At 66.0% G+C, this 26,452-nt stretch carries 26 protein-coding genes and 2 tRNA genes; 13 read left to right on the plus strand and 15 right to left on the minus strand.

The features are described from left to right. Positions 1 to 30: 30 nt before the first annotated feature. Entirely contained in the window at positions 31 to 2,940 is a 2,910-nt protein-coding gene (locus V6U71_RS13915) for a TonB-dependent receptor domain-containing protein (protein ID WP_411339010.1), read from the plus strand. Here the strand turns inward: V6U71_RS13915 and V6U71_RS13920 are convergent. From V6U71_RS13920 to V6U71_RS13930, 3 genes are all read right to left on the minus strand, one after another. Next, positions 2,882 to 3,160, minus strand: a complete 279-nt coding sequence (locus tag V6U71_RS13920; protein WP_411339011.1) for a hypothetical protein — start codon at positions 3,158 to 3,160, stop codon at positions 2,882 to 2,884. The genes V6U71_RS13915 and V6U71_RS13920 overlap by 59 nt on opposite strands. Positions 3,161 to 3,171: 11 nt before the next feature. Next, positions 3,172 to 4,080: a tyrosine-type recombinase/integrase gene (locus V6U71_RS13925; RefSeq protein WP_411339012.1), complete on the minus strand. Its 909-nt coding sequence runs from the start codon at positions 4,078 to 4,080 to the stop codon at positions 3,172 to 3,174. 198 nt (positions 4,081 to 4,278) lie between these two features. After that, positions 4,279 to 4,364 (minus strand) — tRNA-Tyr (locus V6U71_RS13930). A gap of 78 nt (positions 4,365 to 4,442) precedes the next feature. Between V6U71_RS13930 and rlmB the strand changes: the two genes are divergently transcribed. Continuing rightward, positions 4,443 to 5,210 (plus strand): 23S rRNA (guanosine(2251)-2'-O)-methyltransferase RlmB, encoded by a 768-nt coding sequence (gene rlmB, locus V6U71_RS13935; protein WP_411339013.1) that lies wholly within the window; start codon positions 4,443 to 4,445, stop codon positions 5,208 to 5,210. 19 nt (positions 5,211 to 5,229) lie between these two features. Here rlmB and V6U71_RS13940 read toward each other — a convergent pair whose 3' ends face one another. After that, positions 5,230 to 5,547 (minus strand): 2Fe-2S iron-sulfur cluster-binding protein, encoded by a 318-nt coding sequence (locus V6U71_RS13940; RefSeq protein WP_327469501.1) that lies wholly within the window; start codon positions 5,545 to 5,547, stop codon positions 5,230 to 5,232. Positions 5,548 to 5,648: 101 nt separating this feature from the next. Here V6U71_RS13940 and V6U71_RS13945 point away from each other — a divergent pair, with 101 nt between their 5' ends. The 3 genes from V6U71_RS13945 to V6U71_RS13955 all read left to right on the plus strand — a co-directional run bounded on the left by V6U71_RS13945 (position 5,649) and on the right by V6U71_RS13955 (position 7,349). Beyond that, on the plus strand, positions 5,649 to 6,266 hold the full coding sequence (locus V6U71_RS13945; RefSeq protein ID WP_411339014.1) for a DNA-3-methyladenine glycosylase family protein: 618 nt from the start codon (positions 5,649 to 5,651) through the stop codon (positions 6,264 to 6,266). A gap of 83 nt (positions 6,267 to 6,349) precedes the next feature. Further along, positions 6,350 to 6,751: a ketosteroid isomerase-related protein gene (locus V6U71_RS13950; RefSeq protein ID WP_411339015.1), complete on the plus strand. Its 402-nt coding sequence runs from the start codon at positions 6,350 to 6,352 to the stop codon at positions 6,749 to 6,751. 10 nt (positions 6,752 to 6,761) lie between these two features. Continuing rightward, complete coding sequence (locus V6U71_RS13955; protein ID WP_411339016.1) at positions 6,762 to 7,349, plus strand: GNAT family N-acetyltransferase; 588 nt, start codon at positions 6,762 to 6,764, stop codon at positions 7,347 to 7,349. 238 nt (positions 7,350 to 7,587) lie between these two features. On the opposite strand, the gene tig is transcribed toward V6U71_RS13955, so the two are convergent. Together tig and V6U71_RS13965 are read right to left on the minus strand one after the other, a co-directional pair. Then, positions 7,588 to 9,207, minus strand: a complete 1,620-nt coding sequence (tig, locus tag V6U71_RS13960) for a trigger factor (protein WP_411339017.1) — start codon at positions 9,205 to 9,207, stop codon at positions 7,588 to 7,590. A 90-nt stretch (positions 9,208 to 9,297) separates the two neighbouring features. After that, positions 9,298 to 9,382 (minus strand) — tRNA-Leu (locus V6U71_RS13965). Between the two features lie 179 nt (positions 9,383 to 9,561). Here V6U71_RS13965 and V6U71_RS13970 point away from each other — a divergent pair. From V6U71_RS13970 to V6U71_RS13980, 3 genes are all read left to right on the plus strand, one after another. Beyond that, entirely contained in the window at positions 9,562 to 9,780 is a 219-nt protein-coding gene (locus V6U71_RS13970) for a hypothetical protein (RefSeq protein WP_411339018.1), read from the plus strand. A gap of 88 nt (positions 9,781 to 9,868) precedes the next feature. Continuing rightward, complete coding sequence (locus V6U71_RS13975) at positions 9,869 to 11,554, plus strand: amidohydrolase (protein WP_411339019.1); 1,686 nt, start codon at positions 9,869 to 9,871, stop codon at positions 11,552 to 11,554. Positions 11,555 to 11,594: 40 nt separating this feature from the next. Next, entirely contained in the window at positions 11,595 to 12,353 is a 759-nt protein-coding gene (locus V6U71_RS13980; protein ID WP_411339020.1) for a hypothetical protein, read from the plus strand. Here V6U71_RS13980 and V6U71_RS13985 read toward each other — a convergent pair. The 6 genes from V6U71_RS13985 to V6U71_RS14010 all read right to left on the minus strand — a co-directional run bounded on the left by V6U71_RS13985 (position 12,350) and on the right by V6U71_RS14010 (position 19,365). Continuing rightward, complete coding sequence (locus tag V6U71_RS13985) at positions 12,350 to 13,717, minus strand: amidohydrolase family protein (protein ID WP_411339021.1); 1,368 nt, start codon at positions 13,715 to 13,717, stop codon at positions 12,350 to 12,352. The genes V6U71_RS13980 and V6U71_RS13985 overlap by 4 nt on opposite strands. Continuing rightward, positions 13,695 to 14,192 carry a hypothetical protein gene (locus tag V6U71_RS13990; protein WP_411339022.1) on the minus strand — a complete coding sequence of 166 codons (498 nt, stop codon included), beginning with the start codon at positions 14,190 to 14,192 and terminating at the stop codon, positions 13,695 to 13,697. The genes V6U71_RS13985 and V6U71_RS13990 overlap by 23 nt, the downstream gene beginning before the upstream one ends. Before the next feature lie 66 nt (positions 14,193 to 14,258). Then, complete coding sequence (gatB, locus tag V6U71_RS13995) at positions 14,259 to 15,725, minus strand: Asp-tRNA(Asn)/Glu-tRNA(Gln) amidotransferase subunit GatB (RefSeq protein WP_411339023.1); 1,467 nt, start codon at positions 15,723 to 15,725, stop codon at positions 14,259 to 14,261. Position 15,726: 1 nt separating this feature from the next. Beyond that, positions 15,727 to 17,208, minus strand: a complete 1,482-nt coding sequence (gene gatA, locus V6U71_RS14000) for an Asp-tRNA(Asn)/Glu-tRNA(Gln) amidotransferase subunit GatA (RefSeq protein WP_411339024.1) — start codon at positions 17,206 to 17,208, stop codon at positions 15,727 to 15,729. Further along, positions 17,208 to 17,510, minus strand: coding sequence for an Asp-tRNA(Asn)/Glu-tRNA(Gln) amidotransferase subunit GatC (gatC, locus tag V6U71_RS14005; RefSeq protein ID WP_411339026.1), 303 nt, complete (start codon positions 17,508 to 17,510; stop codon positions 17,208 to 17,210). Before gatC ends, gatA begins: the two co-directional genes overlap by 1 nt. A gap of 73 nt (positions 17,511 to 17,583) precedes the next feature. Beyond that, positions 17,584 to 19,365 carry a DUF4153 domain-containing protein gene (locus V6U71_RS14010; protein WP_411339028.1) on the minus strand — a complete coding sequence of 594 codons (1,782 nt, stop codon included), beginning with the start codon at positions 19,363 to 19,365 and terminating at the stop codon, positions 17,584 to 17,586. 72 nt (positions 19,366 to 19,437) lie between these two features. On the opposite strand from V6U71_RS14010, the gene V6U71_RS14015 reads away from it, so the two are divergent. From V6U71_RS14015 to V6U71_RS14035, 5 genes are all read left to right on the plus strand, one after another. After that, a complete protein-coding gene (locus V6U71_RS14015; RefSeq protein ID WP_411339029.1) occupies positions 19,438 to 20,724 on the plus strand; it encodes a DUF3089 domain-containing protein in 1,287 nt (428 codons plus the stop codon). A 96-nt stretch (positions 20,725 to 20,820) separates the two neighbouring features. Next, complete coding sequence (gene ruvX, locus V6U71_RS14020) at positions 20,821 to 21,282, plus strand: Holliday junction resolvase RuvX (protein WP_411339030.1); 462 nt, start codon at positions 20,821 to 20,823, stop codon at positions 21,280 to 21,282. Continuing rightward, complete coding sequence (locus V6U71_RS14025; RefSeq protein ID WP_411339031.1) at positions 21,279 to 21,596, plus strand: DUF1294 domain-containing protein; 318 nt, start codon at positions 21,279 to 21,281, stop codon at positions 21,594 to 21,596. The genes ruvX and V6U71_RS14025 overlap by 4 nt, the downstream gene beginning before the upstream one ends. A 13-nt stretch (positions 21,597 to 21,609) precedes the next feature. Continuing rightward, a complete protein-coding gene (locus V6U71_RS14030; protein WP_411339032.1) occupies positions 21,610 to 22,605 on the plus strand; it encodes an aspartate carbamoyltransferase catalytic subunit in 996 nt (331 codons plus the stop codon). After that, positions 22,596 to 23,819 (plus strand): dihydroorotase, encoded by a 1,224-nt coding sequence (locus V6U71_RS14035; protein ID WP_411339033.1) that lies wholly within the window; start codon positions 22,596 to 22,598, stop codon positions 23,817 to 23,819. The genes V6U71_RS14030 and V6U71_RS14035 overlap by 10 nt, the downstream gene beginning before the upstream one ends. Before the next feature lie 181 nt (positions 23,820 to 24,000). On the opposite strand, the gene V6U71_RS14040 is transcribed toward V6U71_RS14035, so the two are convergent. The 3 genes from V6U71_RS14040 to V6U71_RS14050 all read right to left on the minus strand — a co-directional run bounded on the left by V6U71_RS14040 (position 24,001) and on the right by V6U71_RS14050 (position 26,452). Beyond that, positions 24,001 to 24,234 carry a hypothetical protein gene (locus tag V6U71_RS14040; RefSeq protein ID WP_411339034.1) on the minus strand — a complete coding sequence of 78 codons (234 nt, stop codon included), beginning with the start codon at positions 24,232 to 24,234 and terminating at the stop codon, positions 24,001 to 24,003. A gap of 200 nt (positions 24,235 to 24,434) precedes the next feature. Further along, positions 24,435 to 25,802 (minus strand): SPOR domain-containing protein, encoded by a 1,368-nt coding sequence (locus tag V6U71_RS14045; RefSeq protein ID WP_411339035.1) that lies wholly within the window; start codon positions 25,800 to 25,802, stop codon positions 24,435 to 24,437. A gap of 2 nt (positions 25,803 to 25,804) precedes the next feature. Further along, positions 25,805 to 26,452 carry a hypothetical protein gene (locus V6U71_RS14050; protein WP_411339036.1) on the minus strand — a complete coding sequence of 216 codons (648 nt, stop codon included), beginning with the start codon at positions 26,450 to 26,452 and terminating at the stop codon, positions 25,805 to 25,807.

Raw genomic sequence — 26,452 nt, forward strand, 5'->3', positions numbered from 1 at the left:
CGGCCAACAGTGGCCGCTTGGGGAGGTATCATGAAGACCAAGTTTATTGCGGCGATGCTCGCATCGGGCACTGCGGCCATCGCGATTCAAGTGCCGAGCGCTCAGGCCCAAGCTCAGGCTCGGGTGGGACAGCAAAGCTACAACCTCCCCGCGCAGGACCTTGCCACCGCACTCCAGCGATACTCCGAAATCTCCGGCCGCGAGGTCATCGCCTCCGGCACGATCACACACGGCAAGCGCAGCTCCCGCGTGACCGGCCGCCTGAACGCCGACGCTGCCCTATCACGCCTCCTCTCCGGGACCGGTCTCATCGGAGAACTCATCGACGGCGCCCTGGTACTGCGCGAGGGAAACGACGGTGCCGCGGCAGCGCAATCGATTGATGGCCGTGACGAGGCGATCGTCGTAACCGGAACCCGTATCCGTGGAACGGGTCCCGTCGGCTCGGCCGTCGCCACCATCGATCGCGACGCGCTCGATCGCAGTGGGCGAGCAACGCTCGCCGATTTCATCCAGACGATCCCCCAGAACTTCTCGGGTGGTCCGACCGAGGCCAATGTCGGGTTCAGCAATCGCGGCAAAGCCTCGTCGAATATCGCCTATGGGAGCGGCTTCAACCTGCGTGGCCTCGGGCCCGGTGCCACGCTCACGCTGTTCGATGGCGCGCGGCCCGCGCTGGGCGGCGGGTCGGGCGCCTATGCCGATGTATCGCTCGTGCCCTCCGTCGCCATCGACCGGGTCGAGATTCTCACCGACGGCGCGTCCGCAATCTATGGTTCGGATGCGGTCGCGGGGGTGGTGAACATCCGCTTTCGCAACCGCTTCGAGGGCGCCGAGACACGGCTGCGTGCCGGGACCGCCGATGGCGATTATGGCGAGGTCCAGATCAGCCAGATTTTCGGTACGGGCTGGTCTACGGGCCACCTCGTCGTCGCAGGAGAATATAGCAAGCGCGGCAATCTCGCGGCAACAAAGCGACCTTTTGCTACCGAGGATCTTCGAGCCTTCGGTGGCCCCGATCTGCGCTCGAACTATAACAGCCCCGGGACCATCGTGGCCGCAAACGGCCAGCGTTTCCTCATTCCGCGGGGCCAGAATGGTCGCGGGCTGACGGCAGCCCAACTGACGCCGAGCGCGGATTTCAAACGCGGCGACGCGCGGCGTCACACAGACATTCTGCCCGAGCAGGAGACAGGGAGCCTCTATGGAAGCGTCGAGCAATCGCTCGGCTCGCACGTCACATTATTCTCGCGCGCCCTGTATTCGGAGCGGCGTTTCGAGGCACGACGCCGCGTCAGCGGCCCGACGCCGGTCCGCGTTACAAGTGCGAACCCCTTTTATGTCGACCCGATCGGTACGGGTCAGCCGATCACCGTCTATTATGATCCGGCAGCGGACTTCGGCCCGGAAAGCCTGCGCGGCACGGCAAAGGCCTTCAACAGCCTCGTTGGCGCACGCGCCGACATCGGGACCTGGTCGATCGAACTGACCGGCGGGTTCGGATGCCAGAAGGAGCGTTACGACAGCTTCAATCTGGTCCATAGCCTGCGCTTCTCGCGCGCGGTCGCCTCGACGAACGCCTCGCAGGCGATCAATGTCTTCGGCGATGGCGCGGTCAACGACCCTGCGCTGATCGACAGCCTGCGTGGTACCATCACCGCCGAAACCCGGTTCAAGGTTTGGACCGGAGCCCTCCGTGCCGACGGCGCCCTGTTCGCGCTGCCCGCGGGCGACCTCAAAATGGCGGCGGGCGCCGAGTATCGCCGCGATCGCTTCACCTTCGAGCAGGTGCTCGACCTCGTCACCGACACGCCGCTGGTCATCGGCATCCCGGGTCTGCCCGACAAGCGCGTCGTCAAGGCCCTCTACGGCGAGCTGGTCGCCCCGATCTTCGACAGCGGCGCCAGCTTCCCCGGCGCGCTCATCGTGTCGGCCGCCGGACGCTATGAGGATTATTCGGACTTCGGCGACACCGCGAATCCGAAGTTCGGCGCACGTTGGACGCCGCTCCCGGGGCTGGCGCTCCGCGCTTCCTATGGCAAATCGTTCCGCGCGCCCTTCTTCGACGAACTGGTAGGCACCGCCAACGCGCTCTACCAGACGCTCCGGGTCGCCGATCCCTCGTCGCCGACCGGGCAAACCGTCGTCCTTGCACTCTTCGGCTTTCGTCCCGACCTGCAGCCCGAGCGCGCCGAGAGCTGGACCGCCGGCATTGACTTCGAGCCTCGATCGATCCCGGGCACCAAGCTGTTGCTGACCTATTTCGATATCCGCTACCGCGACCGAATTGCGTCGGCATCGAGCGATAGCCGGAATATCCTGAACCGGCGCGATCTTTATGCGTCCATCATTCAGGACAATCCGGACCTCGCGACGGTGAACGGCTATTTCACTGGGCCGAACTTCTCGAATGGACTCGGCGTAACCCCAGCCGACGTCCGCGCCATCATCGATCTCAGGACCCGCAACCTCTCAACTTCGACGATCCGAGGTCTGGATTTCGACCTTGGCTACAGCCGCCCGGTTGGCGGCGGGAGCATCTCGCTCAGCCTCGGGGGTACCAGACTGTTCGCGATCGACAACCAGATCGCCCGTCGGTCACGCTGCCTTACGTCGCAGCCGGATCGGAGCGGGCCAAATAAAGCTGTTTCAGGACCGGTACGACCAACCCTTATCGGGCAGTGGCATGGCGCCAAAACGTTCTACGCGATGCCTCGTGTCGGGATCACCGAGCAGTTCCTACACTTAGGTTTCTCTGGAGCATTGAAGCGAATTGACTCGCCGCTTGCGATCCAAGCGTCGATGAGGAGCGCGGTTCGAATACAAAGAGCACGGGCTAGGCTTCCACCATTAGCTGCTGCGCTTCGACACTTTTCCCACACTAGCCGTTTTCGTCGCCCGCCCCACGAGCGAGGCAATAATTTCCCCATGCGCGCATGAGATCGATACGAGCTCCGGGTTTGTCAGCAGTGCCAAGATATGTTGTGCGGCGATAGGCCGCCTGCACTGCATCCGGCGTCTTGTGCGCAAGCGCCGCTTCCACGACGGCATCAGGGAAACCCTCGTTCGCCGCCCAATCGGTGAATGTCGACCGGAAGCCGTGGACATGAAAAGGCTCAGCCATGTCACGAAGGACTTTGAGCAGCGTCATATCGGACATCGTCTTCCCCCTTACACCGGGGAAAACACGTCTGTGTCCGGGAGCCTGAAAGCATGCGCTTTTGCAATCACTTCCAGCGCGGCATCGGACAGCGGCACGATATGCGACTTGCCACGCTTCATATGATCGGCGGGCACAGTCCATAGCCGCGCGTCGATGTCGAGTTCGTCCCAGGTCGCCAGACGCACCTCCTGGCTGCGCGCACCGGTCAGGATGAGTAGTTCCAGCGCAAGCCTGCTGTAGGATGGCTTGCGCTGCAGTGCAGTGATGAAACCGGGCAAAGCCGCATATGGCATAGCCTTGCGATTCTCGGTCTTCTTGAGTTGCCGCGGCAAGCCACGCCCCGCTTTCAGGCTGCTATTACCTGAGGGAGCCTCGCGTGAACGCCAGCCCTTTGCATGCGCATAATCCAGCACGGTGCAGATCCGGTTGCGCACCTGACGGGCGGTGTCGGGTATCTCCTGCCAGATCGGCGTGAGCACGTTTATGATGTCAGCCGCGACAATCGCACCGGTCTGCTCGTCGCCCAGTTTCGGGAAGGCGTAATTCTCAAGGCTGGAAAGCCATTGGCGGGCGTAGATCTCGCTCTTCCATCCCGCCTCGTTCTCGGCGTGATATTGCCTCGCCGCCTCGCGAAACGTCACCTTGGCAGACGCCTCGTCCTTCCGCTCAGCCAATATGTCGCGCCGGTCGACCTTGACCGCCTTGCGAAGCTCGCCGGCCTTCTCGCGGACCTGCGCCAAAGTGAACAACTTCGCGCTGCCCAGCCCAATGTCCTGACGCTTGCCGTCGCGCTGCAGGCGAAGGGTCCAAGACGCCCCTCCCCGCTTGTCGACCTTCAAAAACAAGCCGTCACCATCCTGATAGGTGCCCGGATTCGCAAGAGCGGCCTTGACCGCAACCGCCGTGAGTTTGCCCATGGGAATCTTCCCCCACACTTTCTCCCCACATTCTGAGGAACACGAGTGTGGGGGAAAGACAATCTTCCCCCACACTTCCCCCACACTACGCTCCGGCTGCAGGCAAATTGCCCCGGACGCATGCGGACGATGCGTGGATGATACGCTAGGTTTTCCGCGATTTCTAGGGGGTTCGGCGGACACCCTCGGATGGGAGGATGGTGGACAGGGCTGGATTCGAACCAGCGTACGGAAAACCGGGCAGATTTACAGTCTGCTGCCTTTAACCACTCGGCCACCTGTCCTTGGGGCCCGCTTTGGGAAGCGGTCCAATGGCGAAACGAGGCTTGCCTGTCAATGCCGCTCGTGGGAAAGGCGCGGCCATGAGACAATTTTCCCGTCACCGCCGCCCGCAGGGCCAGAGCACGCGCGGCCAGCCGATCCGCTTCTGGGGCCGCCATGCCGTGTTGGCGGCGCTCGCCAATCCCGAACGTACCGTCAAGCGCATCTGGGGCACCCGCGAAGCGCTGGGCCAGCTCGACCTACCGCCGGTGATTCCGATCAGCTACGCCGACGTCACCGACCTCGCACGCCTCGTCGCGCGCGATGCGCCGCATCAGGGACTGGTGATCGAGGTCGATCCGCTCGAAAGCGTCTATCTCGGCGATCTGCTGCAGGAAGAGGTCGATGCCGACAGCCGGCGCCCGCTGATCGTCCTCGATCAGGTCACTGACCCGCATAATATCGGCGCGGTGCTGCGCTCGGCCGCCGCCTTCGATGCCGCCGCCATCATCACGCAGGACCGCCACAGCCCGCCCGAAAGCGGCGTCATCGCCCGCTCGGCGTCGGGCGCGCTCGAAACCGTGCCGTGGGTGCGTGTGGTCAACCTGTCGCGCGCGCTCGAGGAAATCGCCGAGGCGCAATATTGGCGCATCGGGCTGATGGGCGACACCGAAACGACGCTCGGCTCGACGCTCGACGGCAGCAAGGTGGCGCTGGTGCTTGGCTCCGAAGGCGACGGCATGCGCCACAATGTCATGGAGCATTGCGACGTGCTGGCAAAGCTGCCGATCTCGCCGCGAATGGAAAGCCTCAACATCTCGAACGCCGCCGCGATCGCGCTCTACGCGGTCGCAACGGCGGGGCAATAAGCCCCCATATCAGGCGAAATCAGTCCTCGGCGGCGATCCGTACGCGCAGGCCGTCCAGCGCGTCGCTGAACGGGATCTGGCACGACAGGCGCGAATTGTCGTCGCGGTCGGTCGTCGAATCGAGCAGGTCGTTCTCGTCCTCGCTCATCGCGGGCATCGCAGCCTTGTCGCCCGCCTCGACATGGACGTGGCAGGTCGCGCACGAACAGCAGCCGCCGCACAGCGCGAGCAGTTCGTCGAAGCCGGCGTCGCGGATATTTTCCATCACGGTCAGGCTGGTGTCGCCTTCGATTTCATGTTCGGTCCCGTCGCGCGTCACCACAATCAGCTTGGCCATGTGCATCCCCATATCGTTCGATTCGGATGGGCTATGTCGCGCGTTGCGCGGCAAATCAAGCGCTGCTAGAGCAACGATCAGGAACAAAAGGAGAATATGCGATGGGCCTGAGCCAGCAGCAGCTCAACGCCGGAATCGACGCCCTCGCGGCGCTCGATTCAAATTTCGCGCGCGCGTTCGGCCATGCGGGCTATCCCGAACCGCGTATCCGCGCCCCGGGTTACACGACGCTTTTACGTACCATCGTCGGCCAGCAGGTCAGCGTCGCCGCCGCCAATTCGATCTGGAACAAGCTGGAAGCGGGTTTCGGCGAGGGCTGCCCGGCCGAAGCGGTGGCCGCCGCCGATTTCGATGCGCTGCGTGCGTGCGGCCTGTCGGGACAGAAACAGGGCTATGCGAAAAGCCTCGCGCAATTGATTCTCGACGGCGAACTGAAATTCGACGCCCTCCCCGCCGACGACGAGGAAGCGATCGCCCTGCTCACCAAGGTCAAGGGCATCGGCCGTTGGTCGGCCGAAATCTACCTGCTCTTTGCCGAGGGACGCCCCGACATCTGGCCCGCGGGCGACCTTGCGGTACAGGAGGCGGTCGGCCGCATTCTCCAGCTCGAAGCGCGGCCGAGCGAGAAACGGGTACGCGAGCTTGGCGAAGCCTGGCGCCCGCACCGCGGCGCCGCCGCCATCTTCAGCTGGCACTGCTATAATATGGACGTGATCTAGGGCTTACCCCGGCTATTTCTATATTGCGGCGAACCGGACAAGGCGCCAATCGGAATCGCGCAATTCCGTTTGATGAGGCTTTCATGACCACCACCCGCGATATCGTCACCACTTATTATGCGGCGTTCAACGCCGGCGACAGCGAAGCCATGCTCGCATGTCTTGCCGACGACGTCCGCCACGACGTCAACCAAGGCGATCCGCGCCACGGCAAGGCGCTGTTCCGCGAATTCAACGCGCATATGGCGAAATGCTATCGCGAACAGCTCACCGACATGGTGATCTTCGCCGAAGGCGACCGCGCCGCCGCCGAGTTCATCGTCAACGGCACCTATCTCGCCACCGACCAGGGACTTCCGGAGGCGAACGGCCAGACCTACCGCCTGCCCGGCGGCGCTTTCCTGTCGGTCAATGCCGACGGGCTGATCGACCGCGTCACCACCTATTACAACCTCACCGACTGGATGCGGCAGGTCGGCGCATGAGGATCGGCGCATGACCGTCGCGGTCGCGCCGGTGACGGGGGCGGGACTGGCCGAGGTCATCCCCGCGCTCGCCCGGCTGCGCATTACGGTGTTTCGCGACTTTCCCTATCTCTATGACGGCAACGCCGCCTACGAGGCCGATTATCTCGCCGACTTTGCCGCCGCCGACGGTGCCGTCGTGGTGGTCGCCCGCGATGGCGCCGAAATCGTCGGGGCCGCCACCGCCGCACCGCTGGCCGCCCAGGACGCCGCATGGCAGGCTCCGCTCGCGGCGGCTGGTTTCGACATCGCCCGCACTTTCTATTTCGGCGAATCGGTACTGCTCGGGGATTACCGCGGTCAGGGCATCGGCCACGCCTTTTTCGATCACCGCGAAGCGCAGGCGCGTGCCGAGGGCGCCGCGCACGCCGCCTTTTGCAGCGTCATCCGCGCTACCGACCACCCCCAGCGCCCCGCCGGCTATCGTCCCCTCGATGCCTTCTGGCGCGGCCGCGGCTACGCCCCGCTGGAAGGCGTGACGGCATGGTTCGACTGGAAGAGCGTCGGCGGTGCGGCGGAAGAGCGGCACCAGCTTCAATACTGGACGCGGAGGCTCTGACCTCCGACAAAGGCTGAGGCCGCGCGTCTCCGACCGGCCGAAAGCAGTCATGCCCCTTTTCGTCACCCCGGGCTTGACCCCGGGCCTGCCTTGTCTTTCGAGCGTGCCAAGAAAGGCGGGTCCCGGGTCAAGCCCGGGATGACGACTTAACAAGCGACAGTTCCTCACCCCACAGCCGACACTAAAAAAGCCGGATGGATCGCTCCACCCGGCCTTTTTGATTCTTCAGGCGCGAAGCTTATTTCTTCGCGGCGGCCTTCTTGGCCGGAGCCTTCTTGGCGGCAGGCTCTGCTTTTTCAGCAGCAGCTTTCGGCGCCGCGGCCTTCTTCGCCGCAGGCTTTTCCTCGCTCTTGGCGGGAGCCGCTTCGGCCTTCTTCGCCGGCGCCTTCTTGGCCGGAGCAGCAGCCTCGGCGGCTTCTTCCTTCACCGCGTCCTTCTTGGCGGCGGGCTTCTTCGCCGCCGCCTTCTTGGCCGGCTTGTGGTCGTGATCATGGTCGTGACCGCAGCCCGGGCCGTGGACATGGCCATCGTCGTCGGCCTCGATCGCCCCTTCGATCTCTTCGCGCGTCACTTCGCGGTCTGTGATCTCGGCCTTGTCGAACAGGAAGTCGACGACCTTGTCCTCATAGAGCGGGGCGCGGATCTGCGCGGCGGCGAGTGCGTCCTGCTGGACATATTCGACGAAGCGCTGGCGGTCTTCGGGGCGATACTGCTGCGCCGCCTGCATGATCAGCCGCTGCATTTCCTGCGCCGAAACCTGCACGCCATGCGCCTGCCCGATTTCCGAGAGGAGCAGGCCAAGGCGGACGCGACGCACCGCGATCCCGCGATAATCGTCGCGATCCTTTTCGAGTTCGGCCTTCGCCGCCTCGGGATCTTCCTCGTGGCTGACTTCATGCTCGAGCTGCTGCCAGATCTGGTTGAACTCGGCCTCGACCATCGTCGGCGGCACGTCGAAATCGTGGGCGGCGGCGAGCTGGTCGAGCAGCTTGCGCTTCATATAGGTGCGCGTCAGGCCGTTGAGTTCCTGCTCGACCTGATCCTTCATCAGCTCTTTCAGCTTGTCGAGGCTTTCGAGGCCGAGCGACTTGGCGAACTCGTCATCGATCTTCGACGCCGCGGGAACCTTCACTTCCTTCACCTTGACGGCGAATTCGGCGGGCTGGCCCTTGAGGTTCTCGACCGGATATTCGTCGGGGAAGGTGACCTTCAGCACCTTCTCGTCGCCGACCTTGACGCCGACAAGCTGGTCCTCGAAGCCGGGGATGAGCTGGCCCGAGCCGATCTCGACCGCCATGTCCTCGCCCGTGCCGCCGTCGAAGGCTACGCCGTCGACCGAGCCGGCGAAATCGATGATCACCTGATCGCCGGTCGCGGCCTTCTTCGTCTTCGGCGCTTCCTCGAAACGCTTCATCTGGGCGGCGAATTCCTCGATCTTCGCCATCACCGCCTTGTCGTCGGCGGGAACGGTCAGACGCTCGAGCTTCAGCCCGTCGATCGACGGCGCCGCGATGTCGGGCAGCACTTCCAGCGCGACGGTCAGCTCGGCATCCTTGCCGCGCTCATATCCATCGGCGAGGGTAACGGCGGGCTGCAGCGCCGGGCGCAGCTTTTCCTTGGCCATCAGGTCCTTGACGCCCTGGTCGATCGCCTTGTTCAGCGCGTCGGCCGACAGCGCCTCGCCATGCATCTTGCGAATGAGGTTCGGCGGCACCTTGCCGGGGCGAAAGCCGGGCATGCGCACGGTCGGTGCGACCGCCTTCACTTCGTCCTCGACGCGCGCGTCGATGTCCTTGGCGGTGATGGTCAGGCTATATTCGCGCTTCAGGCCTTCGTTCAGCGTTTCGACGGTCTTCATTGCCTTGATCTTATCCTTGCTCAAAATCTCGTATCGACAACCCAGCCGAAATGGCGGAGTTCCCCTGTCCCGGCTTGCTGCTCGCGAAGGTGGTGCGGGCGAAGGGACTCGAACCCCCACATCTTGCGATACTGGTACCTAAAACCAGCGCGTCTACCAATTCCGCCACGCCCGCTTGAGAAGCCTCGGCCGGGTGCACGAAATCGCGCGCTGCCGCGCACGCCCGTGCGGGCCGCGCGGGGCTATAGCAGACGCGTGGCCAAGGGCAAGGGCGGAAAGCCCCCTTTACCTAGGCGCATCCCGCTGTCGGAACATGGCGGCCGGCCGTTCGTTGGTAAAGCAAGGAGAGCCACCATGAGCTTCAAGTCCAACCTTTACGTCCATGCCGCCGATCCGCTTCCCAAGCCGAAGCCCGACGTCATCGATCCGATCGCCCCGCCCGAACAGCCGGTCCAGCCGACGCCGCTCGAGGATCCCGCCGGTCAGCCGCAGGAAATCCCCGGCAGCCCGGGCGGCGGCGATATCGACCAGCCCGGCCGCGGCCCCAGCGAAGTGCCGCCGCAGCAGGTCTGACGCATTGCGCACCGCCGCAGTTCGATAGCATACGAAGCACTTGACCCGTCCCTCCCGCCCCATCACGATGGCGGCGGGGGAGAGACATATGAAATTGACCGCCGCACTCGCCGCGCTGTTGCTGACCGCCGCTGCGCCCGCCGCCGCGCGGGACACGATCCTGTATCGCGGCGGCGCGATCGTCACGATGGACGGCGACACGCCGCAGACCGTCGAGGCCGTTGTCACCCGCGGCGACCGCATCGCCTTTGCCGGTAGCGAAAAGGAGGCGCGCCGCGCTGCCGGCAAGGGCGCGACCGTCCGCGACCTTGCCGGCGCCACCATGCTGCCGGGCTTCATCGACGCCCATTCGCACTTCACGGTGGCGACGATGAGCGCGGGCGGACTCGACCTGCGCGACGGCGCGCATGCGGCCGTCACCGATATCCCCGGGCTGCAGCGGGCGATTGCCGACCATATCGCCGCCAAGGCGATCCCGCCCGGCGGCTGGGTCGTCGTCTGGCAATATGATCAGGAAAATCTCGCCGAAAAGCGCCACATCACCCGCGCCGAACTCGACGCGGTCGCCGCCGACCGGCCGATCGTCGTCCTGCACGTCTCGCTCCACGGCCTTGTCGCCAACAGCGCCGCGCTGGCCGCCGCGAAGCTGACCGATGCCAGCCAGCCGCCGCCCGGCGGCATGCTGCTGCGCGACACCGCGGGCCGCCTCAACGGCGTGCTCCTCGAAAAGGCGACCTTCCTGATGCTCGCCGCGATGCCGCAACCGACCGCGGACCAGAAGCTCGCCGCGCTCGACGCGGCACAAAATGCCTATTTCGCTGAGGGTTATACCCATGCGCAGGACGGCGCGACGCTGCCGCCCGACATCGCCTTTCTCACCTCCCCGCAGGCCCGCGAACGGCTGAAGATCGATCTCGCCCTCCTCCCGTTCTCGCCCGGCCTCGACGCGCTGCTTGCGAACCCCGACATCCGGTTCGGCGAATATCAGGGCCATGTAAAACTGCAGGGGATCAAGTTCGTCCTCGACGGATCGGTGCAGGCGCGCACCGGCTATTTCACCCGCGATTACAAGCGCGGCAGCCCCGAGGGGCACCATCCCTGGCACGGCGAGCCCGTCCTTTCCGAAGCGGCGTTCATCGCACAGGCAAGGAAGGTGCACGAACGCGGCTGGCAGCTGTTCGTCCATGCCAACGGCGACGCCGCGATCGACATGGCGATCCGCGGCTTCGACGCGCTCGGTATCGAGGCGACCGACAACCGCCGCCCGATCGTCATCCATTCGCAGTTCCAGCGCCCCGACCAGCTACCGGCCTACCGGCGGATCGGCGTCGGGCCGTCCTATTTCTCCAACCACAGCTGGTATTGGGGCGACGTCCACCGCACCAACTTCCCCGCCGAGGTCGTCGACTTCATCAGCCCCCTTCGCTCGGCGCGCGCCGCGGGGCTGATCGCATCGAACCACAGCGATTACAGCGTCACCCCGCTCGACACGCGCTTCATGCTCTGGACCTCGATGGCACGCGTCTCGCCCACCGGCGTCGTCAGCGGCCCCGCCGAGCGCCTGAACGCCTACGAAGCCCTGCAGGCGCTGACCACCGGCCCCGCCTGGCAAGTGTTCGAGGAAGACCGCAAGGGCCGCATCAAGCCCGGCCTGCTCGCCGACTTCGTCATTCTCGACAAGAACCCGCTGACCACCCCGGTCGACGGCATCAAGGCCATCAAGGTCCGCGAAACGATCAAGGAAGGGCGTAGCGTCTGGCGCGCGACGCCCTGAGCCGATATCCTCGCGCCGCATCCACAACAGGGGTCTCATCATGCGTCACAGCCTTGCCCTTTTGGTCGCCGCCATCGCCCTCCCCGCGCCGGCGCTTGCGCAGCCCGCATCCGACGTCGCCGATCTCGCCGGCGCCCGTGCGGCGGGCGGCGAAACGCAGCTTCTCGCGCGCGGCTATGTCGCGCGCTTCTCGAACACCGTCGGCGAACAGCGTTACACCTTCTGGTGGAATGCGCGCACCGGCCGCTGCATCTCGGTATCGACCGTCGACGGACGCTATGGCGTGCTGATCGTTGTCCCGGCCGAAAATTGCCGCGACGTCGATGCCGACGCCCCCACCCTCGATCACCATCAACCCGCCGCCGATCCGGGCTATCGCGATCCCGGTTCGCTGGTTCTCGTCTGCTACGGCGCCGGGACGCGGCCGACGGTCCAGAACAATCCGCGCTACAGCTGGAACCCGCACGCCCACAAATGGGAATGGAGCAACGAGCTCAGCAACAGCGCGCAAGGATTTAACAGCGATATCCAGCTCGAACTCTACGGCGATCATGGCCGCATCCACCTCGGCCCGAAACTGGTGCCGCCGATCCATTCGGGCGGCGACAACGGCTGGTGGGATCTCGACAATCTGGTCGTCACCCCCGACCGCATCACCGCCAGCTATCGCCTCAATGGCCTCAACAAACCGAAGCTGACCGTCGATCGCCGCTCGGGCCGCATCACCATCGCAGCGCAGACCAATTTCTCGGGCCAGTGCGATATCGGCGACTGGGGCGCCGGACAAAGGCGCTTTTAGGGAACGGACCGCCGCGCCGCCACTTCGGCCAGCATCGTCTTCAGCGCCGCCGCATCATGCCAGCGGCCGCCCGTCATCACGCCCAGCGGTGCGCGTAACGTCGCGGGTTTTTCCAGCGGATTGTCGGCGACCAGCAGCAGGTCGGCGCGATAGCCCGGCGCCACGATGCCGAACTTCGCCGCGCCCGGCACCGTCTTCGCGATGAACTCCCCCGGGGTGCGCGTCGCCGCGGACAGCGCCTGCCAGGGCGTCAGCCCGGCGCCGCGCATCGCATCGATCTCGTCATGCAGCGCAAAGCCGGGCACCAGCCCCGCAATCGTCGGCGCGTCGCCGCCCGCGATCAGCGGCACCCCCGCATCGGCCATCGCCTTGACGAAGCGCGCCTCGAACGCCACTCGCCGCGACAGGTCGACCGCCTTTTTCTGATAGCCCGACCGCGCCCAGTCGATCCGGTCGCCGGGCGACACATAGCGCGCCTCGGGCGCCGCGAGATAGGCTTTCACGGCCTCGGGCTTGCCGAACTGCGCCGCGATCGTGCGATAGGTGAGCAGGTCGGACGTGACGAATGCACCATGCCCCTTCACCAGCGCGATCGCGTCGGCGATCCGCGCCTCGTCGGGCGGCGCCTGCTGGTCGCCCGCGGGCGGTTCGGGAAAGAAGCCGGTGAAAAATTCCTCGACATGCGCGACCATGACCTGTCCGGCGGCGAGCTGTTTCGCGAGGCCGACCGCCGCGACATTATGCCCGACGACGCCGATCCCCTGCACGCGCGCTTCGTCGGCCAGCGCCGCGAACGCCTCGGCCGACAGGTTCGTATAGACCTTCATGAAGCTGTAGCCGTTCGCCTTCGCCAGCCGCACAATGGCGCGCGCCTCGTCGGGGGTGCGGACGATGAAATGGCCATATTGCGGGTCGCCGTCGACGACGAAGGCGGTGAAGATATAGGGTCCGGGAACGTCGCCGCGGTTCACCGCGATCCGCGTCCGTCCGGCAAAGGCGTTGGTCGCCTCGCCCATGTTGAGCATCGTCGTCACGCCATTGGCGAGCAGCAGCGTCAGGTCGTCGCGCTGCGTCACATGATTGTGCATGTCGGCAAGGCCCGGCATCAGCCACGCGCCCTTGCCGTCGATCACCGGCGTTCCGGCGGGCAGCTTCGCCTGGATCCCGATGCTCGCGATCGCCCCGTCGGTGACGATCACGGTGGTGCGTGGAATCACGCGTTCGCGGTCCATCGGCACGACATTGACGTTTGCGAAGACGATCGTCTCGGCCCGCGCCAGCGCGGCGCAGGCGAACATCATCGACAGCGCCAGCAGCGCGCGCAGCATCCGCCGCGCCGCGTCAGCCGGCGCAGAAAGCGACAAAGCGCGCGATCGCCTGCTTGCCCGCCGGCGTCGCCGCCATATCGGTCGCGGCGCCGTCGGCCGTCATGCGCAGCCAGCCGTTCGCGGCAAAGGCGCGGATGAAGGGTGCATCGCCGGCGATTTCGTCGGTCGACGAGAAATAGGGCATTTCCTCGGCCTCGGTCGTGCCGGCCAGCCGCAATGCCTGGTCGCCCGATACCAGATCGATCGCGGCAAGATCGGGCGAGCCGCCCGAGATCCCGGCAAAGATGCGGTTGCCGCCCTCTTCGCAGGTGAAATTCAGCGGCTGGTCGTCGGTGTCGGCGACTTCATAGGCAAGGATCGCGCTGTCCGCCCGATCTTCGTCATTGACGCGCATCGTCCAGTCATACCCGTCGTTCACTGCGGGCGCGCTCGCAGCGGCCCCCGACACGATCGCCAGAGCACCCCCAACCGAAACCAGAAACCGCTTCATCATCATTCTACCCTTCGTCATCATTATGCATTGATTTCAATGCTTATGACCGCGAAGCGGCTGAATTGCCTGTGAACTGGATCACCGTCAAGCGAGCGCTTTTTTGAGCAGCTCGTTGACGACCTGCGGGTTCGCCTTGCCCTGCATCGCCTTCATCGTCTGACCGACGAAGAAGCCGAACAGCGCTTCCTTGCCGCCCTTATACTGCTCGACCTTGTCGGCATTGGCGGCGAGGACCTTGGCGATCTCGGCCTCGATCGCGCCGGTGTCGCTGGTCTGCTTCAGCCCCTCGCGATCGACGATGGCGGCCGCGCCGTCACCGCTTTCGAGCATCTTCTCGAACACCTGCTTCGCGATCGTGCCCGAAATCGTGCCGTCGGCGACGAGCCCGAGCAGTTCGCCCGCCTGCGCCGGGGTGACCGGGCAATCCTCGAAGCTCTTGCCGAGGCGGTTGAGTGCCCCGAACAGCTCGCTCGATACCCAGTTCGCCGCCGCAGCCGGCTTCGCGCCGGTTTCCAGCAGCGTATCGAACCACAAGGCGCTCTCGACCTCGGCGGTCAGCACATCGGCGTTATACGCCGAAATTCCGGCTGCCAGATAGCGCGCGCGCTTGGCATCGGGCAGTTCGGGCAAGCTCTCGCGGCACTCGGCCAGAAACGCATCGTCGAGTTCGAGCGGCAGCAGGTCGGGATCCGGGAAGTAGCGGTAATCATGCGCATCTTCCTTCGACCGCATCGAGCGCGTCTCGTTGCGGTCGGGGTCGTAGAGCCGCGTTTCCTGCACCACGGAGCCGCCGCTTTCGATCAGCTCGACCTGGCGCCTCGCCTCGCCCTCGATCACCGCCATCACGAAGCGCACCGAATTGACATTCTTCGTCTCGGTGCGCGTCCCGAATTCGTCGCCCGGCTTGCGGACCGACACGTTGACGTCGGCGCGCATCGAGCCTTCTTCCATATTGCCGTCGCACGATCCGACATAGCGCAGGATCGACCGCAGCTTGCGCACATAGGCCCCGGCCTCGGCGGGCGAGCGCATGTCGGGGCGCGAGACGATCTCCATCAGCGCGACGCCCGAGCGGTTGAGATCGACATAGGACATCGTCGGATGCTGGTCGTGCATCAGCTTGCCGGCGTCCTGCTCGACATGGATGCGCTCGATCCCGATCCGCTTGGGCTCGGGAATCCCGGCCTTCTCATCCTCCTCGATCATCAGCGAACCTTCGCCGACAAGCGGATGATAAAGCTGTGAAATCTGGTAGCCCTGCGGCAGGTCGGCGTAGAAATAATTCTTGCGGTCGAACCGCGACCATTTGTTGATCTCGGCCTCGATCGCCATCCCCGTGCGCACCGCCTGGCGGATGCATTCGCGGTTCGGCACCGGCAGCATGCCGGGCATCGCAGCGTCGACGAGCGACACCTGCGTATTGGGCTCGGCCCCGAACGCCGTCGCGGCGCCCGAGAACAGCTTGGCGTTGGAGGTGACCTGCGCATGGACCTCGAGGCCGATCACGACCTCCCACTCGCCGGTTTCGCCCTTGATGCGATAATCGCTCATCTTACCACCACTTCTCGGCGCGCGCGTTGAAGCCCGCCCGCTCTTCAATTGCCAGACCGGCGTTGAGCACGCCCTGTTCGTCGAATGCCTTGCCGATGATCTGCAGGCCCAGCGGCAGTCCTTCGCGGTTCAGCGCCGCGGGGACCGACATCGCGGGCAGGCCCGCGAGGCTCGCGGGCACCGCGAACACGTCGTTCAGATACATCGCCAGCGGATCGGAGGTCTTCTCGCCCAGCCCGAACGCCGCCGACGGCGCGGTCGGCGCGAGGATGACGTCGCAGCTTGCAAAAGCCGTCTCGAAATCGCGCGCGATCAGCGTCCGCACCTTCTGCGCCTGCGTATAATAGGCGTCGTAGAAGCCCGCCGACAGCACATAAGTGCCGATCATGATGCGGCGCTTGACCTCGGGCCCGAAGCCGTCGGCGCGCGTCGCGGCGTACATGTCCTGCAAGCCCGCCTTTTCGGGCAGGTCGCGCAGGCCGTAACGCACCCCGTCATAGCGCGCGAGGTTCGACGACGCCTCGGCGGGCGCGATGATATAGTAAGCTGGAAGCGCATATTTGGTGTGCGGCAGGCTGATCTCGACCACGTCCGCGCCCGCATCCTTCAGCATCGCGATGCCCGCGTCCCACATTGCGTCGATGTCGGGATCGATGCCCTCCAATCGATATTCCTTGGGAATACCGACTTTCTTACCCTTGAGATCGCTTGACAAAGCGGCTTCCCAATTGGGTACGGGCAGATTCAGGCTCGTCGCGTCCTTCGGATCGAAGCCCGCCATATTTTCGAGCATGATCGCGCAATCCTTGACGTCGCGCGCCATCGGCCCCGCCTGATCGAGCGAGCTTGCGAACGCGACGATGCCCCAGCGCGAGCAGCGGCCATAGGTCGGCTTGATCCCGCTGATCCCGACGAAGGCCGCGGGCTGGCGGATCGAGCCGCCGGTGTCGGTCCCGGTCGCCGCGGGGCACAGCCGCGCCGCGATCGCCGACGACGAACCGCCTGACGAACCGCCCGGCGCGAGCGCGGCATTGCCGCCGTCGTTGCGCTTCCACGGGCTGATCACATTGCCGAAATAGCTTGTCTCGTTTGACGACCCCATCGCGAACTGGTCGAGATTGAGCTTGCCGAGCATACCGCAGCCCGCGTCCCACAATTTCTGCGACACGGTCGATTCGTACCGCGGCACGAAACCTTCGAGCATATGGCTCGCCGCCGTCGTCTGGACGCCGTTCGTCGCGAACAAATCCTTCATCCCGATCGGCACGCCCGACAGCGGCTTCAGCGTCCCCGCCGCGCGGTCGGCGTCGGCCTCCTTCGCCGCGGCGAGCGCATGCTCGGGGGTCTCGACGATGAACGCATTGAGCGCCTTGGCGCCCGCGACATTGGCATTGAACGCCTCGGCGACCTCGACGGCGCTGAAATCGCCCGCGCGGTGCCCGTCGCGGATTTCGGCGACGGTCAGGTTCGTAAGCTCGGTCATTATTCGATTACCTTGGGAACGCCGAAAAAGCCGTGCTGCGGCGCGGGCGCATTGGCGAGAATATCGTCGCGGCGGTTGCCGCCGGTCAGCGGGTCGGCGTCGACGACATCGTCGCGCAGCCGCAGCACATTCGGGATCACCGCGGTCATCGGTTCGACCCCGGTCACATCGACCTCGCCGAGTTGCTCGACCCAGCCCAAAATGCCGTTCAATTCGCCTTCCATCGCGGCGGCTTCCGCATCGCTGATCGCGATGCGCGCCAGCGACGCGATTTTCCTTACCGTTGCCTGATCGATTGCCATTCTAGTCGCCTTATCGGGAGAAGCTGCGCCGCTAGCATCCTCCCCCGCGCGCTTCAAGGCAGGCGCGCGATTCTCACTCGAAATCCTCGCCCAGCGGCTTGCCATTGACGAAGAGCTGCCGCCGCTGGACCGGCCGCACCTCGATCACCGCCTTTTCGAGCTCGTCGATCGTCAAACCCTCCGCGATGGCGCCGCCGCGAAACCCTTCATAATCCTCGGCCCATTCGCCGGTCTTCGCATCGCGCGCGAACAGTACGACATTGTTGCCGCGTCCGGCCACGACGATGCGGTCGGGACCCAGCACATAGGCGGCGCACGGCACAGTCTTGCACTGATCGCGCGTATCGAGCGCCGCATAGGCCTCAGGCGGCAACACCTGCCCCGCCGGCAGCACGCGCACCTTGTCGCGGATCGGCTTCGCGCCATAGGTGACGTCGGCGGCATCGACGGCCTCGCCCGCTACATTCAGGTCCCAGCGATTCTTCGCGGCGAGCGCCCATTTCGCCAGATCGGCCCTAGCCTTGTCGGGCGACTTCGCCAGATCGGCGAGCGCGCGCCGCCCCGCAGGCCCGAAATCGAATGCCAGCGCCGCCCAGTCGAATTTCTCGGCCTTTGTCGTGCCGGTTTTCAACCGCGCCAACTGGTCGCGCGTCGAAATCGCGCCGAAATCCATGAGCGGCAGCGCGAGGAACAGCGCCAGCAGCATTAGCCCGATCGCCAGCTTCTGTTGCAACGGCCGCAGCAGATCGTCGAAATCGCGGCGTCCCTTCGCGACCGACCATAGCCCCGCCGCGCCATAAGCGAGCGCGATGATCGCCGCGATCACCCCCCAGATGCGCTCGGGGGTCCAGCCGTACTGAATGACGCGCAAATGCATCGAATAAAAGGCAATGACCGCGAGCGGCAGCACCGCCGCGACCAGCATCGCCGCCGCAATCTGCAGGAAACGGTTCGCGGACCTGTCGTCGCGCCCGTTGCCGATCACCGCATTGGCGAGCAGCACTGCGAACGCCGCTGCCGCCATCATCAGCGCCGCAGTCGAAAACCCCGATTCCCAGAGCGGCGTCAGCCCGGTGCCAAGCAGCGACAGCAGGAACAGCGCCAGCGCGGCCGCCAGCACCGGCGCCAGCACACCGAGCACGATCATCACCAGCCGCTGCAAGGTCGCGACCAGCTTGTCGCGCTCGCGCAGCAGCCCAACCGCGCCGCCGAATGCCGCGCCCGCGAGCATCCAGCCGAACCATTCGCCGTTCAGCAGGCGCTCGATCAGGTCGATCCCGATCAGCTTGAACATCTGCCCGATCAGCACGACGAGCAGGAAGGTAATGCCGACGAAGACCAGCCCCGCCGCGCCGATCACCGCGTCGGTCCACGCGTGGCTGTGCAGCCGTTCGTACGGCATCTGCCACAGTTTCCAGAAACGCCAGTCGGGCGCGACGTCGCGGCGCGTCTGGAACAGCGGCGTCGCGACGAGCACCGCCAGGATTCCCGACCAGAACGGCCATTCGATCGGCGACCCGTTGAGATTGTAACCCGCCGAATAACCGCTGATCAGCCCCATCACCGCGCCCCACAGCAGCGCGAAACCCAGCGCCCAGTGCCAGCGGCGGATTTCGACGCCGAGCAGGAAAACCACCGTCGAAACCGCGATAAAGGCCGCAAGCGCGTCGAGCAGCGGCGCCGGTTCGGCGACATATTGGCGGTCGACAAGCATGTGGAACAACAGCCCCGCGAGCGCCCCGATCGCCGCCATGATCCACGGGCGCAGCGGCCATGGTGCATCATTCTCGTCGAGGCGTACCGAGGCGAGCCGGGGCGAATCGGGGGCGGGCGTGCTTGCGGGGGCGTCGGTCATGCCTAACATCTGGGCTTGTTTAACGCGCCTTCGCAAGCCAGATAGCGCTCAACCTCTCCCCATGGAGCCCCGATGGCCCGCAAATTCCTCTATATCATCGCCGCGATCATCATTCTCGTCCTCGGCGTCGGCATCGCCTGGCAACTCGCACCCGGCTGGTTCGGCCGCGTCGCCTTCGTGCCGTCGACCGAATTCAAGCCGCAGGCGGCGATCGCCCCCAATGCCTATGACGATCCTGCGATGTGGATTTCGCGGCCGGGGATCGAGAACGATCCGTCGGCATGGCGCCCGCCCGCCGACGGCGCCGCGACGCCCAAGACCGGGGACGGCGACAAGCTGATTCCGCCCGCCCGCGCGGCAACCACCGCGCCCCCCGCCGACGGCGCCGCGGCCAAGGGCGACGCCGCGATCTTTTTCGTCCACCCGACCAGCTATTACAGCAAGTCGAGCTGGAACGCGCCGCTCGAGGACCGCGACGCCAATTACCGCACCACCCTGTTCATGCAGGGCATGGCAAGCGCCTTCGGCGACGCCGGCGAGCTCTGGGCGCCGCGCTACCGTCAGGCGACGCTCGGCGCCTTCCTCGCCGAGGATCGGGTGACGGCGGGCAAGGCGATCGACGCCGCCTATCGCGATGTCGAACAGGCGTTCGACGCTTTCCTCGCCGCGCAGCCGAAGAACCGGCCGATCATCCTCGCCGGGCACAGCCAGGGCGCGCTGCACATCGAAACGCTGATCAAGAACCGCATCGCCGGCACCCCGCTCGCGAAGCGCATCGTCGCCGCTTACGTGATCGGCTGGCCGATCAGCGTCGATACCGACATTGCGGCACTCGGCCTGCCGGCATGCCAGACCCCCGAGCAAAAGGGCTGCCTGATCAGTTGGGCGAGCTTCGCCGAGCCCGCCGACCCGATCATGGTCACCGACGCCTATGACGGCACGATCGGTTATGACGGCCGCCCGCGCGCGGGCACGCGCATGCTGTGCACCAACCCGCTCACAGGCATCCCCGACACCGCAGCGGGCCCGGAGGCCAACATCGGCACGCTCAAGCCCGCCGACGGCTTCAAGAAGGGGTCGCTGGTCGCGGGCAAGATCGGCGCGAAATGCGATGACACGCGCGGCCTGCTGATGATCGGCGATGCCGAGGTCGCCAAGAATTATGCACCGAGCTACGTGCTGCCGGGCAATAATTATCACGTCTTCGACATCACCCTGTTCTGGGCGAACGTCCGCGCCGACGTGCTGCGGCGCCTCGCGACGTTCGAAGGTAAACCCTCGCCGGTGCCGCCGCCTGCGGCGCCGATCGCGCCGGCGGTGGCTCCGACGGCCCCACTAGCTGCGGCACCGAAAACCTGATTCCGTTCGCATCGAGCGAAGTCGAGATGCCCCGAAGAAGCGCCCGCTCTCACGGTGTCTCGACTTCGCTCGACACGAACGGGTAGAGAGACGGTAATGATCACTACCGCCGCTCCCGACTTCGCCGCCGCGCTCCCGGACGGCGGCCGCCTGATGGGCCTCGACGTCGGCACCAAGACGATCGGCGTCGCCTTTTGCGACGCGGGCTGGAGCTTCGCGACCCCCGACAAGACGATCGTCCGCAAGAAATTCTCGGTCGACCTCGACGCGCTCAAGACGCTCGTCGCCGCCCATTCGATCACCGGCATCGTCGTCGGCCTCCCCCTCAACATGGACGGCAGCGACAGCCCGCGCACCCAAAGCACCCGCGCCTTCGCGCGTAACCTGGCCCCGCTCGCCCTCCCCCTCCTCCTCTGGGACGAACGCTGGTCGACCGCCGCGGTCGAGCGCGCGATGATCGCCGCCGACGTCAGCCGCGCCAAACGCGCCGAACGCGTCGACAGCGCGGCCGCGGCGTTCATCCTGCAAGGTGCAATCGACGCGCTCGTGCGGGGATGACCGAATATATCCTCTATTGGCTCGCCGCCGCGAACGGCATCGCCTTCGGCCTGATGGTCGCGGACAAGCGCCGCGCCGAAGCGGGCATGCGCCGGATTCCCGAGTCCACTCTGCTTCTCTGGGCCTTTCTCGGCGGCTCCCCCGGCACCGTCGCCGCATCGCGGCTCGTCCGCCACAAGACGCGCAAACAGCCGTTCGCAACATGGATGATGATCTGGCTGTGGCTCGACATCCTGCTGCTCGTCCTCTGGACGCTCGGGATATTGGAACCGTGGATCGCCTCGGCACTTGCCTATTTGCGCGCCGCCACCTAAACGCTCGGCTTTAATGACAAACGCAACCATCCGACCCGCCAGCGATTATCCGCCCGGCGGCGATGCCTTTCGCCATCGCCACCTTACCGGCATCGCCCAGCTCACGCCGTGGGAAATTTCCTACGTCCTCGACGCCGCCGAACAATGGGTCGAAATGAACCGCAGCGGCGCCGCCAAACATGACGACCGGCTCGCCGGGCTGACGATCATCAACGCCTTTTTCGAAAATTCGACGCGCACCCTGCTGTCGTTCGAAATCGCCGGAAAGCGCCTCGGCGCCGACGTCGTCAACATGCACGCGGCGCAATCGAGCGTGAAGAAGGGCGAGACGCTGATCGACACCGCGATGACGCTGAACGCGATGCGCGCCGACGCCATCGTCATCCGCCATCAAAGCTCGGGCGCGGTGCAACTGATCGCCGACAAGGTCGATTGCCCGGTGCTCAACGCCGGCGACGGCCGCCACGAACATCCGACGCAGGCGCTGCTCGACGCGCTGACCATCCGGCGCCGCAAGGGCCGGGTCGAGGGCCTCACCATCGCGATCTGCGGCGACGTCCTCCACAGCCGCGTCGCGCGCTCGAACATCCTCGCACTGACCCTGCTCGGCAACGAGGTGCGCATCGTCGCGCCGCCGACGCTCACCCCGCCGGCGATCGATCGCATGCACGTCACGACCTTCACCGACATGGACGAAGGCATCAACGACGCCGACGTCGTGATGATGCTCCGCCTCCAGAACGAGCGCATGGACGGCGCTTACCTGCCGTCGGCGCGCGAATATCATGCGCTCTACGGCCTGACACCGAAGCGGCTCGAAAAAGCGAAACCCGATGCGATCGTCATGCACCCCGGCCCGATGAACCGCGGGGTCGAGATCGACAGCAGCGTCGCCGACGATCCCGTCCGCTCGACGATCACCGAACAGGTCGAAATGGGGGTCGCGGTCCGCATGGCGTGCCTCGACATATTGACGCGGCGCAAGCGGGGAGTGCCGGGATGGAACTGAAACCGCTCCATATCACCGGCGCGCTGCTGATCGACGGCGACACGCCGCGTCCGGGCAGCCTGCTCGTCATCGATGGCCGCATCGCCGCGCTCGACCCGGCCGAAGTTCCCGAAGGCACCGAAACCGTCGACGCTCGCGGCCAGTGGCTCGCCCCCGGAATCATCGATCTCGGCGTCTTTGCCACCGACAAGCCCGCCTTCCATTTCGGCGGCATCACCCGCGCCGCGCTGATGCCCGACAGCGGGCCGCTCGACAGCGCCGGGCTCGTCGAGCGTGCGGCCAAGGGCGGCAAACCCGACCTCTGGGTCCACCCCCTCGCCGCCGCGACCAAGGGGCTCGAAGGCCGCGAACTCGCCGAAATCGGCCTGATGAAGCAGGCGGGAGCGCGCGCCATCGCGACCGGCCGCAACCGCATCCCCGACAGCGGCGTCATGCGGCGCGTGCTGACCTATGCCGCCTCGCTCGACCTCGTCACGATCATCCATGCCGAGGATGAAGGGCTGACCGCCGGCGCCGTCGCCACAGACGGCGAGATGGCGACGCGGCTCGGCCTGTCCTCTGCCCCCGCCATCGCCGAAGCGATAGCGATCGCGCGCGACCTTGCGCTGGTCGAGGAAACCGGCGCGCCCGTCCATTTCCGTCAGGTCACGACCGCGCGCGGGCTCGACCTGATCCGCGCCGCCAAGGCGAAGGGGCTGCCCGTCCTCTGCGGCATCACCCCCGCGCACCTGTTGCTCTCGGACACGGCGATCGGCGATTTCCGCACCTTCGCGCGGCTGTCGCCGCCGCTGCGATCGGAGGACGACCGTCAGGCGTGCCTCGCAGCCATCGCCGACGGCACGATCGACATCCTCGCCTCGGGCCACGATCCGCGCGGTCCCGAGGACAAGCGCCTCCCCTTCGCCGAGGCACTGCCCGGCATGGCGGGCGCCGAGACGCTGCTCGCACTCGCCCTCAATCTTGTCCGCGACGGCCATATTTCGCCGGGGCGCCTGTTCGAGCTGCTCGCGCGCACCCCCGCCTGCCTCCTCGGCGTCGACGCCGGCCGCCTTGCCGTGGACATGGAAGCCGACCTGATCCTCGTCAACGACGGGACACCGTGGCAGGTCGATGCCAAGAAAATGGCTGCCTGGGCGGGCAACACCCCCTTCGACGGCATGCCGGTGCAAGGCCGCGCGACCGCGATGTGGAAGGGCGGCCAGCGCATCCGCTAGAGTGCGTCCAGCGTCAGAAATCGGCCGGTTCCTGCCATTCTTCTTCCCTCCCTTCCAGGGAGGGGAAGGACTCAAACCCACCCCCAAAGCCGCAACGTCCCAGGGACATCCAGCCCATACGACCGGCACAAAAAAGGCCCCGTCTTTCGACGGAGCCTTTATCATCTGTCCGGCGAAAGGATCAGACGCTCGCCGGATTGTCCTTGTCGTCGAGGATCAGCACGAGGCCGATGATCGCGGCGAGCGCGATCAGACCATAGAGCCAGGTCGAATTGTCGAGTTCGTTCTGGCCTTCGACCGTCGAGGTCGCGCGCGTGCCTTCAACAGCCGCCACGGGCGCAGCCGAAGCCACAACCGGCGCCATAACCATCGAGGTTGCCGCGAGGGAGATCGCAGCCTTCTTCAAAATATTCATAATAAACTCCGTCCACTGTTAGCGGCTGCCGCCTAAGCATCATTTTGTTACTTATCAATATATTTCATCTCAATTCGGCACAAAATAAATTTGGTACTGTTGCGCAACCCTTCGCGCCGGCCGCCGCAATGGGCAAAGCGAAGGGGCGCAGCCTGCCGGCCACGCCCCTTCCTCGGTCCACTCCCCCCAGAGTGTCGAAACTATCGCGACGCGAGCCGCAGCGGGCTCGATTTCGCGGCCCACTGGATGTTTTCGGCGCCGCCCATCTGGCGGATGAAGCACACCTGCCCCTGCGCTTTCAGTTGGCGGCACATCTCGGTCGCGTCGCCGCGCGTTGCCAGGCCGTTGACCGTCAGGCGATAGAAGGTGCGCCCCTTCACGACCGCCGCATGGCTGGACGCCGGGAAGCTGGTGAGCATGCCGTTCCTCTTTTTCAGCACACCCCATTTTTCCCTGGCGATGCCAAGGCTGTCATAGGCGCCGAGCTGGACGGCCCAGCCGTTCGGCTTCTTGGAATTGAAGGCGGCGGGGACGATCCGCGTCGCCAGCTCCAGCGCCTGCGCCTGCGCGGGGCGCACGGTTTCGGCGGGTGCGCCGGGTGCGGCGCGATAGGGCGCTGCGTCGGCCATGATCACAGCCGGAGCCGCTGCCGGCTGCGGCAGTTCGGTCACCGGGACGACGCCATTCTCGTCGCGCTGCGGCATCGGCAGTTCGACCGTACGGATGCTGGTGTCGGCGCTCGCTATCACGGGCGGCGGCGGTGCGAAGCTCTCGACCGGCGCCGGGTCGGCGGCGGCGAGCACGACCTTGTCGTCCGCCGCGGCGGCCATCCGCACCTCGGGCGCATTGGCAAGCGCGAGACGGACCGGCATGCCGGCGTCGGCCTGGGCCTTCGTGCCGATCAGCGTCGCGACACGCAGGCGCGCGTCGGGCTGCGATGCAAGTTTCGACCATTCGCCCATGCGCGCGTCGAGCTTTGCGAGCGACAGATCCTGCGCGGCGAGCACGCGGGCCTGCGCCCAGCGGCCCGACAGCGCAAAAGCCAGCGCCAGATTCTGCCGCGTGCGAGCGCTCGCACCCTCGGCACGCGCCGCTTCGGTCAGGACATAGATCGCCGATTCGCTGTCGCCTGCCAGCGCCAGCGCCAGCCCGGCGTCGGGCGCGGGCACGGTCGCCTGATGAGCATTCAGCAGCGCGACGGCATCGGGCGTCTTGCCCTGCGCAATCTGCGCCAGCGTCAGCGCGAGGATGGTGTTCGCGTCGGTCGCACCGAGTTCCATCGCCTCGGTAAGCGCCGCCGCAGCCGAATCGAAACGGCCGTCGTTGAGATAGGCCTGGCCGAGCAGCGCGCGATAGCCGGCGTCGCGCGGGCTTGCGGCAACCGCGGCTTCGGCATGGCCGACCGCCTTGTTCGCCTTGCCCTTTTCGAGCGCGACGCGCGCCGCGCCCGCCGACTTTTCGGCGACCGTCGGCTTGTTCGAAGCCGAGGCGAGCGTGCCGTTCCCGAAGGTCGTCACGCCGAGGACGAAGCCCGAAATGGCCAGCTTCATCAGCATGTTGCGTTTCATGGTCAGTCCCCCTTGTGCATCGTCCGGCGCATCGGGCGCGCCGCCGGGAGGCGGCTTGCCATCGCGTCGATTTCGGGCAGCGTCGACAGATATTCGTCGAGCAAATCGGTCAGGATCACCTGCGAAGACCGGTTGGTCACCGCGCTCGCCAGCCGCAGCCGCAGATGGCGTTCGGCGTCGAGGCGCAGCGTGAACGCGGCCTTTTCGCGGGCACGCAGCGCGCGCGGCTTGCGCTCGACGGGGCGCTGTTCGACCTTGCGCGCCACCGCGGCGACGCGATCGACCAGCGATTCCTGCTGGCGGACGACCTCGGGGATCGCCGGCAGTTCGGCCAGATAGGCTTCCTCGTTCGCCAGCGCATCGGTGAGTTCGTGGCCGGCGCTTTCCTCGACCGCATGTTCGGCCTCGGCATTGTGCGCGAGCACCGATCCGGCCAGCATCGGCTTCAGGTCGACCATGTTCGTCGGTTCGGTCGACTGGTCGGGATCGACATCATATCCCATGTCGTTCCAGCCGAGGTCGTCGTAACCGGTGGTGTTCAGCGTCGCGGGGCCGCTGCCCAGCGGCTGGCGGCGCATGGCGGGGCGCGCGGCGCCCTTGCGCGCCAGCAGGCCGGCGCTCAGCGATGCGAGGGGTTTGGGTTCGCCCAT

The sequence above is a fragment of the Sphingopyxis sp. J-6 genome (assembly GCF_046603995.1).
In the GTDB taxonomy this organism is placed as follows: Bacteria; Pseudomonadota; Alphaproteobacteria; order Sphingomonadales; family Sphingomonadaceae; genus Sphingopyxis.

What these genes read in the sequence shown, in the direction of transcription:
- V6U71_RS13975 (WP_411339019.1), top strand. Translation starts at nt 9,869, where the DNA reads ATGAAATTGACCGCCGCACTCGCCGCGCTGTTGCTGACCGCCGCTGCG.
- V6U71_RS13925 (WP_411339012.1), bottom strand. Translation starts at nt 4,080, where the DNA reads ATGGGCAAACTCACGGCGGTTGCGGTCAAGGCCGCTCTTGCGAATCCG.
- V6U71_RS14030 (WP_411339032.1), top strand. Translation starts at nt 21,610, where the DNA reads ATGACAAACGCAACCATCCGACCCGCCAGCGATTATCCGCCCGGCGGC.
- V6U71_RS13920 (WP_411339011.1), bottom strand. Translation starts at nt 3,160, where the DNA reads ATGTCCGATATGACGCTGCTCAAAGTCCTTCGTGACATGGCTGAGCCT.
- V6U71_RS13980 (WP_411339020.1), top strand. Translation starts at nt 11,595, where the DNA reads ATGCGTCACAGCCTTGCCCTTTTGGTCGCCGCCATCGCCCTCCCCGCG.
- V6U71_RS13970 (WP_411339018.1), top strand. Translation starts at nt 9,562, where the DNA reads ATGAGCTTCAAGTCCAACCTTTACGTCCATGCCGCCGATCCGCTTCCC.
- V6U71_RS14045 (WP_411339035.1), bottom strand. Translation starts at nt 25,802, where the DNA reads ATGAAACGCAACATGCTGATGAAGCTGGCCATTTCGGGCTTCGTCCTC.
- V6U71_RS14040 (WP_411339034.1), bottom strand. Translation starts at nt 24,234, where the DNA reads ATGAATATTTTGAAGAAGGCTGCGATCTCCCTCGCGGCAACCTCGATG.
- V6U71_RS13915 (WP_411339010.1), top strand. Translation starts at nt 31, where the DNA reads ATGAAGACCAAGTTTATTGCGGCGATGCTCGCATCGGGCACTGCGGCC.
- tig (WP_411339017.1), bottom strand. Translation starts at nt 9,207, where the DNA reads ATGAAGACCGTCGAAACGCTGAACGAAGGCCTGAAGCGCGAATATAGC.
- V6U71_RS14035 (WP_411339033.1), top strand. Translation starts at nt 22,596, where the DNA reads ATGGAACTGAAACCGCTCCATATCACCGGCGCGCTGCTGATCGACGGC.
- gatA (WP_411339024.1), bottom strand. Translation starts at nt 17,208, where the DNA reads ATGACCGAGCTTACGAACCTGACCGTCGCCGAAATCCGCGACGGGCAC.
- gatC (WP_411339026.1), bottom strand. Translation starts at nt 17,510, where the DNA reads ATGGCAATCGATCAGGCAACGGTAAGGAAAATCGCGTCGCTGGCGCGC.
- V6U71_RS13950 (WP_411339015.1), top strand. Translation starts at nt 6,350, where the DNA reads ATGACCACCACCCGCGATATCGTCACCACTTATTATGCGGCGTTCAAC.
- V6U71_RS13945 (WP_411339014.1), top strand. Translation starts at nt 5,649, where the DNA reads ATGGGCCTGAGCCAGCAGCAGCTCAACGCCGGAATCGACGCCCTCGCG.
- V6U71_RS14025 (WP_411339031.1), top strand. Translation starts at nt 21,279, where the DNA reads ATGACCGAATATATCCTCTATTGGCTCGCCGCCGCGAACGGCATCGCC.
- rlmB (WP_411339013.1), top strand. Translation starts at nt 4,443, where the DNA reads ATGAGACAATTTTCCCGTCACCGCCGCCCGCAGGGCCAGAGCACGCGC.
- V6U71_RS13990 (WP_411339022.1), bottom strand. Translation starts at nt 14,192, where the DNA reads ATGACGAAGGGTAGAATGATGATGAAGCGGTTTCTGGTTTCGGTTGGG.
- V6U71_RS14010 (WP_411339028.1), bottom strand. Translation starts at nt 19,365, where the DNA reads ATGACCGACGCCCCCGCAAGCACGCCCGCCCCCGATTCGCCCCGGCTC.
- gatB (WP_411339023.1), bottom strand. Translation starts at nt 15,725, where the DNA reads ATGAGCGATTATCGCATCAAGGGCGAAACCGGCGAGTGGGAGGTCGTG.
- V6U71_RS13940 (WP_327469501.1), bottom strand. Translation starts at nt 5,547, where the DNA reads ATGGCCAAGCTGATTGTGGTGACGCGCGACGGGACCGAACATGAAATC.
- V6U71_RS14050 (WP_411339036.1), bottom strand. Translation starts at nt 26,452, where the DNA reads ATGGGCGAACCCAAACCCCTCGCATCGCTGAGCGCCGGCCTGCTGGCG.
- V6U71_RS13955 (WP_411339016.1), top strand. Translation starts at nt 6,762, where the DNA reads ATGACCGTCGCGGTCGCGCCGGTGACGGGGGCGGGACTGGCCGAGGTC.
- V6U71_RS14015 (WP_411339029.1), top strand. Translation starts at nt 19,438, where the DNA reads ATGGCCCGCAAATTCCTCTATATCATCGCCGCGATCATCATTCTCGTC.
- ruvX (WP_411339030.1), top strand. Translation starts at nt 20,821, where the DNA reads ATGATCACTACCGCCGCTCCCGACTTCGCCGCCGCGCTCCCGGACGGC.